11 protein-coding genes are annotated in these 12,075 nt (G+C 61.0%); 4 read left to right on the forward strand and 7 right to left on the reverse strand.

Annotated elements, in window-relative coordinates; all coding sequences use genetic code 11:
- A partial coding sequence (locus tag D8U71_RS18070; protein ID WP_130888345.1) for an MFS transporter occupies window positions 1-824 on the forward strand: 824 nt, incomplete at its 5' end.
- A 93-nt stretch (window positions 825-917) separates the two neighbouring features.
- Window positions 918-2,426: a trypsin-like peptidase domain-containing protein gene (locus tag D8U71_RS18075; protein ID WP_125927251.1), complete on the forward strand. Its 1,509-nt coding sequence runs from the start codon at window positions 918-920 to the stop codon at window positions 2,424-2,426.
- Window positions 2,427-2,480: 54 nt separating this feature from the next.
- Here the strand turns inward: D8U71_RS18075 and D8U71_RS18080 are convergent, their stop codons facing one another.
- The 4 genes from D8U71_RS18080 to D8U71_RS18095 form a co-directional block, all read right to left on the reverse strand.
- Window positions 2,481-4,907 (reverse strand): TonB-dependent receptor, encoded by a 2,427-nt coding sequence (locus D8U71_RS18080; protein ID WP_130888346.1) that lies wholly within the window; start codon window positions 4,905-4,907, stop codon window positions 2,481-2,483.
- 98 nt (window positions 4,908-5,005) lie between these two features.
- Entirely contained in the window at window positions 5,006-5,983 is a 978-nt protein-coding gene (locus D8U71_RS18085) for a FecR family protein (RefSeq protein WP_130888347.1), read from the reverse strand.
- Between the two features lie 40 nt (window positions 5,984-6,023).
- Window positions 6,024-6,515 carry a sigma-70 family RNA polymerase sigma factor gene (locus D8U71_RS18090; RefSeq protein WP_130888348.1) on the reverse strand — a complete coding sequence of 164 codons (492 nt, stop codon included), beginning with the start codon at window positions 6,513-6,515 and terminating at the stop codon, window positions 6,024-6,026.
- A gap of 250 nt (window positions 6,516-6,765) precedes the next feature.
- Window positions 6,766-7,206: a carboxymuconolactone decarboxylase family protein gene (locus tag D8U71_RS18095; protein ID WP_016775423.1), complete on the reverse strand. Its 441-nt coding sequence runs from the start codon at window positions 7,204-7,206 to the stop codon at window positions 6,766-6,768.
- Between the two features lie 189 nt (window positions 7,207-7,395).
- Between D8U71_RS18095 and D8U71_RS18100 the strand changes: the two genes are divergently transcribed.
- On the forward strand, window positions 7,396-7,743 hold the full coding sequence (locus D8U71_RS18100; RefSeq protein ID WP_130888349.1) for a hypothetical protein: 348 nt from the start codon (window positions 7,396-7,398) through the stop codon (window positions 7,741-7,743).
- 159 nt (window positions 7,744-7,902) lie between these two features.
- On the opposite strand, the gene D8U71_RS18105 is transcribed toward D8U71_RS18100, so the two are convergent.
- From D8U71_RS18105 to D8U71_RS18115, 3 genes are all read right to left on the reverse strand, one after another.
- On the reverse strand, window positions 7,903-9,471 hold the full coding sequence (locus tag D8U71_RS18105; RefSeq protein ID WP_130888350.1) for a sensor domain-containing diguanylate cyclase: 1,569 nt from the start codon (window positions 9,469-9,471) through the stop codon (window positions 7,903-7,905).
- 174 nt (window positions 9,472-9,645) lie between these two features.
- The gene (locus D8U71_RS18110) at window positions 9,646-10,419 is read right to left on the reverse strand and encodes an aldolase (RefSeq protein WP_123442045.1); all 774 of its coding nucleotides are present in this window, start codon (window positions 10,417-10,419) and stop codon (window positions 9,646-9,648) included.
- A gap of 11 nt (window positions 10,420-10,430) precedes the next feature.
- Window positions 10,431-11,138 carry a haloacid dehalogenase type II gene (locus D8U71_RS18115; protein ID WP_130888351.1) on the reverse strand — a complete coding sequence of 236 codons (708 nt, stop codon included), beginning with the start codon at window positions 11,136-11,138 and terminating at the stop codon, window positions 10,431-10,433.
- 109 nt (window positions 11,139-11,247) lie between these two features.
- On the opposite strand from D8U71_RS18115, the gene D8U71_RS18120 reads away from it, so the two are divergent.
- Window positions 11,248-12,075: LysR substrate-binding domain-containing protein (locus D8U71_RS18120; protein ID WP_130888352.1), on the forward strand; the 828-nt coding region annotated here is incomplete at its 3' end.

The raw sequence follows: 12,075 nt of genomic DNA on the forward strand, positions 1-12,075 counted from the left end.
TGTTCATGTTCGGTGCCGGCCTCGGCACGGTGGATTCGACGGTGAACCTGCAAGCAGTGATCGTCGAGCGCGCCAGCGGCAAGCACATGATGTCGGGGTTCCACGGCCTGTTCAGCCTCGGCGGCATTGTTGGTGCGGCGGGCGTCAGCGCCCTGCTCGGCCTCGGGCTGACACCGCTGGCAGCGATGCTGGTCGTCGTCGTGTTGCTGATCGGCGCCTTGCTCAAGTGCGTGCCGCACATGTTGCCCTACGGCAGCGAAAGCTCCGGCCCGGCGTTCGCCATTCCCCATGGCATCGTGCTGTTCATCGGCGGCATGTGCTTCATCGTGTTCCTCACCGAAGGCGCGGCGCTGGACTGGAGCGCAGTGTTCCTCGCTCAGGAACGCGGGATCGACACGGCTTACGCGGGAATGGGTTACGCAGCGTTTGCCCTGACCATGACCGTCGGCCGTCTGCTCGGTGATCGCATCGTGCGCAAGCTGGGTGCCACGCGGATCATTCTGTTCGGCGGGCTGTTGGCGGCGGCGGGACTGTTTCTCGCCACCTTCGCGCCGAGCTGGCAAGCGGCGCTGCTCGGTTATGCACTTGTCGGCGCCGGTTGCTCGAACATCGTGCCGGTGCTGTACACGGCAGTGGGCAAGCAAACGGTGATGCCGGAAAGCATCGCGGTGCCGGCGATTACCACGCTGGGTTATGCCGGGATTCTCGCCGGGCCGGCGGTGATCGGTTTTGTCGCCCATGCCAGCAGCTTGAGTTTTGCCTTTGGCCTGATGGCGGTGCTGTTGGTCGCGGTGGCCATCGGCGGTAAGACATTGAAAGTATGAAGATTAGCGCGACACCTGTCAGGTTTGACACTAGACAGGCTTCGACCCTTTGAATCATGGTGATTTCCAGCCCCGCGGAAATGGAAATCTGTCATGAACATTCGAATTGGATCGGCTGTTGCACTTATCGCTCTTCTCCAGGGATGCGCCTCCGTCAATCGATACGACTGGGGCGAAGGCGCAGCCAACTTTGCTCCCGCTGAGCGGCTGGCCAATGCCGACGGACGTTATGCGCATTGGCAAGCCATTGGCCGTGTCGAAGTTGAAGGCGGCATGACCTGCTCCGGTACACTCATTGACACACGAGAACCCGGTACTGTGTCGAATCCGGCGTATGTACTGACCTCCGGACACTGCACACATCCGGAGATAGGCAATAACGAGGTCATCGTCAATCAGCCTGCAAAGGGTCGGGTGACGTTCAATTATTTTTTCGACACGCAACCGCACAGTCGCTCATATGCGGTAGCCCGGATTGGCTGGAGCACGCTACGTGGCCAAGACATCTCTATCGTTGAACTTGCTACCTCTCTGGAACAGTTGATCAGCGACGGTATCGAGCCTCTGAAACTGGCGCATGCCCCCTTGCCCGCTGAAGAAAACATTTTGATCACCGGCGCGCCCGTGAACGGCTTCATTCAGCGAATGGCATGCAAACAGGAACATTCGGCAGCGGTCATCGAAGGCCCTTGGCGATGGGTAGGACAATCGAGCAACCGTTGCCTCGATGTTGTCAGTGGATTATCCGGCTCACCATTGCTTGCGCGTTATACCAATGAAGTCGTGGGTGTGTTGGGCACTACCACGCGCGGAAGTGACCGTAATCGATGTGACAAGGGCGCCCCCTGCGAAGTCATTGCCGGGCAGGTCAACAAGCGAACTGCCACCAACTACGCCACCACAACCGAAGGTCTGGGTGCTTGCTTCACCAAGGGACGTTTCGACCCGCGTCCGGGTGACTGCCCGCTGGGAGCGGCATGGTCTTTTCCAACATCATCGCAAAACAGCGATTACATCAGAGTCGAGCGTGACGAGCACGGACAAGTCGTGCCATGGCATTGGCTGCAAACCTTCGCATTGAGCGCTCCCTACTACCGCTATCGCTATACGCGCACGCTGGACGAATGCCAGTCGCTTGCTGGGTATAGCCAGGTACAAACCGCTCGCCCTGGTTCCGAGAATCAGTTGAGCCATGAACTCAAAGAAGGTGCGGGGCTATATTTTCTCTGCCTGATTGGCCAACAGCGGCCTACGGACGTGCCAAAACAATCGGATGGAAAAACCCCCAGCATCTATTGGCGGTGGTTGCTGGAAGCACCAGCGCCGTTGGCGCCGGCCTATAAAATCGAATGGGTGGGTGACGATGACTACGATGTCAGGGTTTTTCCGGTCTCACCGGATCTGGATCCCTTTCAATTTCAATACAAGTCCGGGCAGCCCGGGAGCGTCAACTGCAATGACGGGCAGGGATTCCAGCGCGTACCGCCCTCCACGGGCGTGTTCCATGTTTCCGTTGCCAATGGCCAGCAGAACGTCTGCCTCAAAGGCGCAGACCTGGCTGGGAATCCCGGACCGACCATCGGCTTTCTGATTCCTCAATAGCTTCAGGCCTGTTGTGGCTGAGCCGTGTGAAACCGGTTCAGCCAAAACAGCGCCTTAGAAACCGACGCTGGCCTGCACGAAGAACGTGCGCGGTGCGCCGACATACATCCCCGAGTTGTTGTCGCTGGAGCGGGTGAAGTACTGCTTGTCGAAGACGTTCTTCACCCCGGCACCGAGCTTGAGGTTCGACACCTGCGGACCAAAGTCGTAGCCGCCGCGCACGTTCCAGGTCACGTAACCCGGGATGTCGCCGTACTGCCCGTCCGCCGTGCCTTCAGTGATGTAGTTGCCATTGAAGCTGCCATCCGCATTCACACCGGTGCCCGGCGAACGCTGTTTCGATTGGGCGAAGCCATCGATGTTGTACGTCCAGCGGTTGATCTCGTACCGCAATCCGACCGTCGCAACCTGCCGCGAATAGAACGGCAGATCGCGGCCCTTGAAGCCGGGGATCTCGCCTTCATAGGTGGCGCGGGTGTAGGTGAAACCGGCGTTGGCGGTCAGGCCATCGAGGCGCGGGTCGAGGGCGGCCATGTCGTAGTGCGCCGAGGCTTCGATGCCCTGGTGCTTGGTCGCGCCGAGGTTGGTCCAGCCGACGTCGTTGCTGATGTATTGCAGTTCGTCATCGAAGTCGATGTAGAACAGCGTCACCTCGCCGCCCCAGACATCATCGTTATAGCGCGTGCCGATCTCGTAGGTCTTGGCCTTTTCCGGCTCCAGACCGTTGGCGGTGCTGTCACCCGAACCGCCCTGGCCGAGCTGGAAATACTGCAGGCTGCCGAACGAGGTTTCGTAATTGGCGAACAGTTTCCAGGCATCGGACAGGTGATACATCACGCTCAGCGCCGGCAGCGGTTCGTTGCTTTCGATGCTGCGGTTTTTCTCCGGGACCGGCCGGCCAGCGGTGTCGAGGACAGCGCGATCATGCCAATCGGTGCTGATGTGTTCGAAGCGAATGCCCGGGGTGATGGTCCAGTTGCCGACGTCGATCTTGTTGTCGACATACACCGAATTGGCCTCGGTGCCACCGGTGCGATCCTGGAACACATGGCCGTCGGAGGTCGGCGTGACCACCGGCTGATTGTTGACCAGCGCCAGACGGCTCGATTCTTCGTGCATGGCCTCTTTCAGATAGCGATAACCGACGCTGACTTCCTGGGTGGTTGGGCCGACATCGAACACCCGCGACACGCGCGGTTCGATGCCGAGGGTGTAGTAGGAACGCGGGTATGAGCTGAGGGTGCGCTGATCGCGCGCAGCGATGGTACTGCCGCGAAAGCTATCGGTGTAGTAGGTGAGGATTTCTGCCTGGGTGCGCTCGTCGATCTGGCGAATCCACTTGAACGACACGTCCTTGCGTCGGCCTGTGAACTGGTCGTAGTCACGCACCGATTCGTACGGTTTGTCGTCGTACTGACGCTGGGTCAGGCCGCCGGGCATGTCGGCGCTGGCGTCGTAGTAGTGGAAATTGAGACTGAAATCGTCCTGATCGGTAGGCGCCCAGTGCGTCTTGAGCAGCACGTCGTCGATGTCGTTGCCGTTGTTGCGCTCGCGATAGCCGTGGCCGTTGACGCCGGAATACAACAGCGCGACGCCCATGCCGTTGTCGGCGGTGCCACCGATGAATGCGGTGTCGATGTGTTTCCAGCCGCCGTACTGCGTGGTTTCCAGGGTGGTGCCGATTTCGCCGGTGGTTTTCTCCGGGATCGCGCGGGTCACGAAGTTGATCACGCCGCCGACGTTCTGTGGCCCGTAACGTACTGAACCAGCGCCACGTACGACGTCGATGCTGTCGAGGTTGCCCGAGGAAATCGGCGCCATCGACAGTTGCGGCTGGCCGTACGGAGCAAACGCGGCAGGTACGCCGTCGATCAGCACGGTCGAGCGTGGCGACAGGCGCGAAGTCAGACCGCGCACACCGACGTTGAGGGAAATATCACTGCCGCCGGTGCCATTGGAGTCCTGCACCTGCACGCCGGGCACGCGTTTGAGCACGTCGCTGACGTTCATCGCGCCCTGCTCGACCATCGCTTCGCGGCGAATCACCGTGCGTGCGCCGGGGTGGTTCTGCACCACCGCAGCGTCGGCGTCACCGAGCCAGTCGCCGACCACTTTGATGTCGGTCACGCCGAGCTCCAGCGGGCCGTTGCTGGCTGCGGAGTTGGCGGCTGGGGCGAGCGTCACCGAGCCTTCATTGATCTGATAATCGAGACCGCTGCCCTGCAACAGCTGACGCAAAGCCTGCTCTGGCGAAAGGTCGCCGTCGACCGCTGGCGCCTGTTTGCCGGCCACCAGTTCGGGGCTGAAAAACACCTGCAGCGAGGTTTGCTGGCCCAGCTCGCTCAAGGCCTGGCCCAGCGGTTGCGCGCGGATATGAATGGCTTCAGCGGCAAACGCCAACGGGATCGCGGCGCTGACCGCCAGCGCGAGAGCCAATGGCAACCAAGGGGATTTTTTATTGTGGGTTGTGGTGATGTTCACGTCGTACGCAGTCCTGTGGATCGCAAGAGTGTGCGGCTGTTAATGCAAACCAGTTGCAGTTGAACAGGAAGACGATGAACTGAAAAAAAACCTGAATGCTATCTGGAAATTATTTCCTGACTGCCATCGGCGAGGGTGCGCACCGTCACCGGCAGGATGCTCGGCAAGGCTTTGAGCAAGGCGTCGGTGTCGTCGGATTTGAACACGCTGGTCAGGCGCAGGCTGGCCACATTCGGCTGGGATACGGTCAGCGGTTTGTCGCGATAGCGCGATACTTCCGCCGCTACTTCGCCGAGGCTGGCGTTGTTGAACACCAGTTTGCCGTTACGCCATGCGGTCAGTTCCGCCGGGTTGACCGCGTAGGCCGGCAGGACCTTGCCCTGGGCATCGACCGCCGTGCCGAGGCCTGCGGTGAGGTTGATGAATTGGTTGTCCGGGGCAGCACTTCCCTGCACCTTCACCGTGCCCTGCTCCACCGCCACGCGGGTCTGCGTGGCATCGCGGCGCACATCGAAACGCGTACCGGTGACTGTGACCTTGCCGCTGCCGGCTTCAACAATGAACGGACGCGAGGCGTCGTGCTCAACGCTGAACATCGCCTCGCCCGCGCTCAATTCGATAACCCGTCGATCCTGCTCATAACGCACCTGCAAGCGGCTGCGACTGTTCAGATCGATTACAGAACCGTCCGGCAACGCCACATGCTTGCGCTCGCCCGGCGCCGTGGCGAATTCAGCGCGGTAAGCGCCCGGATGATTCAAACCACTGAACAGGCCAAGTCTCAGCGCCACGGCGAGGACACTCGCGGCGACGGCATAACGCAGCATCGGCCGGCGTTCGCGGCGGGGAGTTTGCGCAAGCGCCTGAAGACGCGACGTCGGCAGCAGATCAGCCGCCGTCCACAAGCCTTGCAGCAACTGGAATTCTTCACGGTGCTGCGGATGCTCGTTCAGCCAGGCCTCGAAGCGCTGCCGTCGCTCGACGCTGACATTCGGCTCCTGCAATCGCACGAACCAGGCCGCCGCCTCGTCACGCACCGCCGCTTGCCCACAGGCGCAATCACCCGTTTCCATCATGGAATGTCCTGTCCGGCTGAAAATGAAAAGATCCAAGCGCTCATGATTGCAAGCCATCCAGCCGCTCACGCAGATGCCGCAGGGTACGGATCATATACTTTTCGACCATGTTCTTGGACAGCCCCAGGCGTTCGGCGATTTCTGCCTGCGTCAGGCCTTCGATCTTCTGCCAGACAAAGATCTTGCGGCAGTTGAGCGGCAGCTCGGTGAGCGCGCGTTCGATGGAATCGGCCAACTGGATCGCGTGCATGTAATGCTCCGGATCGCCCGCCGACGACGCACTATCCTCGACCGCCTCCGACTCCATGACGCCCCGCCGGTCCTCCCGCCGATAACCATCAACGGCGATATTGCGCGCGGTCTGATGCAGATACGCGCGGGGCTTCTGCACCGCCGCCGAATCTGCCTCGAGCACCCGCACAAAGGTGTCGTGCGCCAGATCCTCGGCCTGCGCGCGATTGCGCAGGCGCCGAGTCCAGGTGCCGATCAACTCTTCGTAATGCTCGAAAAAGCCGGATCTGCGGGAGCGCATGGGGGATGGGTGGCGTGGTGAGAAAGGGGCATGAATAGTAATGCTTCGTATTAATACAAAGCAATGCACGCTTTGATGGTGTTCTTGATGCGCAAGTTGCACTCACACGAGGCCGAGTTCAGATGGACACGGAAGATCTCCCTGTGGGAGCGAGCCTGCTCGCGAATGCGGTATGTCAGCAACGATGATGGTGACTGACACGTCGCCTTCGCGAGCAGGCTCGCTCCCACAAGGTAAAAGCGTGAATGCCTCAGGCCTGCGGCAGTTTGCGGAAGCCCACCGCCAGTCGATTCCAGCCGTTGATGGTGTTGATCGCCACCGTCAGGTCAACCAGTTCCTTCGGCGAAAACTGCGCAGCGACGACTTCATAGTCTTCGTCCGGCGCGTGGGTCAGGCTCAGTTGTGTCAGCGACTCGGTCCACAGCAGCGCGGCGCGTTCACGCTCGCTGAAGAACGGCGCTTCCCGCCATGCCGTCACGGCGAACAGGCGGCGTGGGGTTTCGCCGTCCTTGATCGCGTCGGCGGTGTGCATGTCGATGCAGAATGCGCAGCCGTTGATCTGTGAAGAGCGCAGTTTGACCAGCTCGAGCAGGCTCTTTTCCAGCGACAGTTTCGAGACGGCATTTTCCAGCGCCATCATCGCTTTCATGGCATCGGGGGAAGCGGTGTAGAAGTCGGCACGAGGTTGCATGGTGGGCTCCGGGGTAGCGATTGAATGTGCGGCTACGTTAGTCCCCGGGGGTGGTTCGGCAAATAGCCAATATTGCAGAAGAACGGTAGGCCACTCGGCGCGGCGACTGACCGCTCGTCACTCGACGGGCACCAAGGTTTCAGTGCGCAAGACCAATATCAGGTAATCCCCTTTATCAGGAGACGTACCATGATGACGCGCAAATTCACTTCGTTATTGTTGGCCGGCCTGCTCGCCACGGCGTCCGCCGCCAGCTTCGCGGCCAATGACAGCACCGATGCGACGGGCACCAAGTCCGGCGGCGCCAGCAGCTCGACTATGCCGCCAGACAACACCCCGGGCTCGCCATCGGGTGGCAGCGGTTCTGGCGGAACCAATAACGGAACTGGCACAGGAACAGGGACAGGAACTGGCTCGGGCATGGGCACTGGAACGGGCACCAATGGCGGCGCCAGTGGCTCAGGTTCCGGCGCGGGTGGCGGGACCGGTTCGGCCGGCGGCGGCACGGGTGGTGCGGGCGGTGGCACGGGCGGCTGAACGAACAAGAGCCACCCCGGATAGTCCTGCTTACATCAGGACCCAATGTGGGAGCGAGCCTGCTCGCGAAAGCGGTCTGTCAGCCAACCTTGATGCAAGCTGACACACCGATTCGCGAGCAGGCTCGCTCCCACTTCTGATTTCTGTTGATTGAAAGAATCAGCGATCCGACCGCATCAGTTCGGCAAAACCTTCTTCCGACGCATACACCGCCGCGCGATTGCGTCCAGCATTTTTCGCCTGATACAACGCCGCGTCCGCGCGCTGGATAAACACTTGCGGGCTGTCGTTGCCATGCGGAATAAACGCATAACAGCCCAAGCTCACGGTGAGATAACCGGTCGGCGAGCCGCTGTGGATGATGTGCTTGTCGATCACGCTACGGCGAATCTGCCCGGCTATCGCCAGCGCGCCGTTGATGTCGGTGTCCGGCAGCAGCACGGCAAATTCTTCGCCGCCGTAACGTACCGCCAGATCCGACTTGCGCTGGCAGCAGGCCTTCACCACTTGCGCCACCCGCGCCAGGCATTGATCGCCGGCGACATGGCCGTAAGCATCGTTGTAACGCTTGAAGAAATCGATATCGAGCATGATCAGGCTGACCGGGCTGACCTGGCGCGCGCCACGAGCAAACTCGATGTCCAGCGAGCGCTCGAACAAGCGCCGATTGGCCAACCCGGTCAGGCTGTCGTGGGTGGCAATCTGCTCCAGCGCCCGTTGCGCCTTGCGCAGGTTTTTCTCGATACGTTCGCCATCGCGCACCTGATGAATGAACACCCAGCCGAACAGGCCAACCCCGAGAATCACCAGCGCGACAATCACGCTGGACTGAAACGCGCGGTCATACCAGCCCTGCAGAATCGTGTCTTGCGACGTCGCAGCAGAGACCACCAGCGGATACGAGGCGAGCTGGCGATAGCCATACAAGCGGGTCACGCCGTCGACCACGGAGTTGAGCATCGCGGTGCCCGCGTTAGCGTTCGGCAGCAGGGTTTGATAGATCTCGCCGTGGGCCACCGAGGTATTGATCAACGACTCATCAAAGGGCCGTCGCGCCAGCAAGGTGCCGTCGGTCAGCGCCAAAAACATGATGCCGCTGTCATCGAGGCTGAAGCTTTTGAAGAACTGATCGAAGTAGGACATGCGGATGCCCGCCATCAGCACGCCCTGAAAATTGCCGAGCTGGTCGTTTACGCGTCTGGAAATCGGGATGATCCATTCGCCGTTTTCGCGGCTGCGAATCGCCGGGCCGATGTGCGCAACGGTCGACGCATTCTGCTGATGGAACTTGAAATACTCGCGATCAGCCACGCCGTTGCCACGAGGCAGATCGGCGAACGAGGTGATGATCCACTGCCCTTCGCGATCGAAGAGAAAGATGCCATGCAGCTGATCCAGTTGCTGCGCGCGGCGGGCAAAGATCCGCTGCAACCGAGGTCGCTGCGCCGCTCCATAACCATCGTCCTGAATCCAGTCGACGAGGCTGGTCATTACCAGATCCGCCGCCCGCACGGTGTCCTCGGCCTGCTGCGCCATGGCCCGGGTCAGGTTGCCCGAGGCCATTTTCGCCACCGCCAGATCCTGACGCCGCGACTGCTCCAATTGCAGGTACAGCAGACCGCACAGGCACAGGCTCACCGCAACGATAAACAGCACCGCCGCTTTGCGAAGCGGCAACCGTTTGAGCGTGCCGGGGGCCTGATGCGGATCGTGAATGGGGATTGGCAAAAGCATGTCCTGGGCAGGTACGACAGGGGCGCGAGCCCGAAACCCTTGTATGTGTGAGCGTAGCCCACCGGGATGTACCGGGCAAACGCCCGCCTCCCGCCCAGTTATCGGCGCGTCGCGAGTTTGGATGATCGCTTTTCGTCGATTTATTTACGATTGCTTCTTTACGGTTAATCAGTTGTGCAGGGCCAGCCGCCGCATCGCGCTGGTCAGGTGTGCGCGGGCACTTTGTGCATCGCCTTCACGCATCTGTTCATAGGCGCGCTGCGCAATCGCATGAGGCACCGGTTTCAATTCGCGCTGAGTGGCCATCGCCAGCAGTTGCACCTGCGCGGCGCGTTCCAGGTAATACAGATCGTCCCAGGCTTCGGCGATGGTCGGCGCAGCGACAATCACACCGTGGTTTTTCAGAAAGACAATGTCGGCATCGCCCATGACGCTGGCGATGCGATCGCCTTCGGATGCGTCCAGTGCGAGGCCGTTGTAATCCTCGTCCACCGCCGTCCGTCCGTAGAACTTCAGCGCGGTCTGCCCCAGCCACAGCAGCGGCGGGCCTTGCAACAGGCACAACGCGGTGGCGTGCGGCATGTGCGTATGGAACGCGACTTTTATCCGTGGCAGTTGTTTGTGCAGGCGCGCGTGGATATAGAACGCGGTTGCTTCGGGCTCGCCATCGCCATCGACCACATTGCCGGCGAAGTCACAGACCAGCAGATTCTGCGCGGTCACTTCCGAAAAAGCGTAGCCGTATGGATTGACCAGAAACAGATCATCATGCCCCGGCAGCATCGCCGAAAAATGATTGCAGATGCCCTCCTCCAGCCCATGCAGCGCGGCCAGTTGAAAGCACGCAGCGAGTTCGTTGCGGGCGGTGATGATCGCCTCGGTGTCCAGGTGCAGCGTTGCGCTTGGTCTGGCTTTGCCAGTGCCGCTCAAGATATGCGCCATGGCAATTCTCCTTAGGTCCAGCCGAGGGATTTGAACAGCGGCAGCACTTGATCGAGGCTGGACAGGATCGCGTCGGGGCGATAGTCCGGCAACAACTGACGACCCGTGCCGCGATCGATCCACACGCAACGAAAACCCATGTCCCGCGCCGCCGTGTGATCGAGCATGGGGCTGGCGCAGATGTGCACCACTTCATCCCGGGTCACGCCCAATTGCTCATGAGCGTAGTCGAACAGGCGCGGCGCCGGTTTGTAGGCACCGGCCTGTTGCGCGGTGATCACCCGGTCGATATGGCCGCCGAGCTTCGCAACGTTGCCGGCAATGATCTCGTCGTCGGTGTTGGAGACAATGCACAGCTTGAAGCCCATGGCTTTGAGCTGCGCGAGGGTGTCGACCACTTCGGCAAATGGCGACATGTTCGGGATGGCCGCCGCCAGACGCTGACTGTCCTCGGGCTGGCTCGGCAAGCCCAATTCTTCCAGCGCCAGTTGCAGGCCGAGGGTGCTGAGTTCGCGAAAGGAACGGTGCGGCGGCGTTTGTTCCAGACGATGCTCGTGACGGTCGTAGACTTCGATCAGCTCAGCGGCGTCGACTGCGTGCTCGCCCTTGTCGCTGAGCAGTTTCTCGACCACGGCTTTCAGTCCTTCATCCCACTGAATCAGCGTGCCGTAGCAATCGAAGGTCAGCCAGTGCGGGCGTGGCGTGTTGTTCAAGGTCATCGGTCGATTCCTCCAGAGTGAGGACTTCAGCTTATGAGCGTGCGGTGATAGTGTGAAATTAAATAAATACGCGATCGTCATTCGCAAATCCACTATCAGGAACGCCGCCATGCTGGATCTGGAATTGCTGAAAACCTTTGTCTGCGTAGTCGACGAAGGCAGCTTCACCCGCGCTGCCGAACGTGTGCATCGCACGCAATCGACGGTCAGCCAGCAGGTGCGCAAACTCGAAGATCTGGTCGGCCACCCGCTACTCCTGCGCGACCGCACCGGAGTGAACGTCGCGGTCACCGAACACGGCGAACTGCTGATCCACTATGCGCGCCGGTTACTGGCGCTCTCCGCCGAAGCCACGCAAGCGCTGGCCAGTGACGTCGACCTTGAAGTGCTGCGCATCGGCATGCCGGAAGACTTCGACGCCCGGCGCATGGCACTGATCCTCGCCGGTTTCACCCGCAACCATCCGCAAGCGCGCCTGGAAACCATCAGCGGCATGAGCCTCGACCTGCGCCAACGCCTCGACGCCGGCGACATCGACATTGCCCTGATCAAACGCGAACCCGACAGCGGCCCGGCATGGGCTACCTGGCCGGAACGACTGGTCTGGGTCAAAGGCACCGAATTCGACACCTCCAGCGGTGTGCTGCCGCTGGCACTGTTTCCGCAGGGCTGCCTGTACCGACAACGGGCGATTCGCCTGCTCGATGTAGCGCAACGACCGTGGCGAGTGGCGTTCGGTAGCCACAGCCTGACCGGGATACAAGCGGCGGTGGCGTCCGGGTTGGGGATTTCGGTGCTGCCGGTTTCGGCGCTATTGCCGGAGCATGAGGTGTGCACGGATCTGCCGGAGTTGGCGCCGACGGAACTGGCGCTGGTCAGCCGCGAGGGAGTGTTGAGTGGGATGCAGCGGGGGCTGGTGGAGTTTTTGCGTGGGGAA

This window comes from Pseudomonas sp. Sample_21 (assembly GCF_004307525.1).
In the GTDB taxonomy this organism is placed as follows: Bacteria; Pseudomonadota; Gammaproteobacteria; order Pseudomonadales; family Pseudomonadaceae; genus Aquipseudomonas; species Aquipseudomonas atacamensis.

Excerpts from the sequence above, each read along its gene's own strand:
- D8U71_RS18075 (WP_125927251.1), top strand. The coding sequence starts at position 918 with ATGAACATTCGAATTGGATCGGCTGTTGCACTTATCGCTCTTCTCCAG.
- D8U71_RS18085 (WP_130888347.1), bottom strand. The coding sequence starts at position 5,983 with ATGATGGAAACGGGTGATTGCGCCTGTGGGCAAGCGGCGGTGCGTGAC.
- D8U71_RS18090 (WP_130888348.1), bottom strand. The coding sequence starts at position 6,515 with ATGCGCTCCCGCAGATCCGGCTTTTTCGAGCATTACGAAGAGTTGATC.
- D8U71_RS18095 (WP_016775423.1), bottom strand. The coding sequence starts at position 7,206 with ATGCAACCTCGTGCCGACTTCTACACCGCTTCCCCCGATGCCATGAAA.
- D8U71_RS18100 (WP_130888349.1), top strand. The coding sequence starts at position 7,396 with ATGATGACGCGCAAATTCACTTCGTTATTGTTGGCCGGCCTGCTCGCC.
- D8U71_RS18110 (WP_123442045.1), bottom strand. The coding sequence starts at position 10,419 with ATGGCGCATATCTTGAGCGGCACTGGCAAAGCCAGACCAAGCGCAACG.
- D8U71_RS18115 (WP_130888351.1), bottom strand. The coding sequence starts at position 11,138 with ATGACCTTGAACAACACGCCACGCCCGCACTGGCTGACCTTCGATTGC.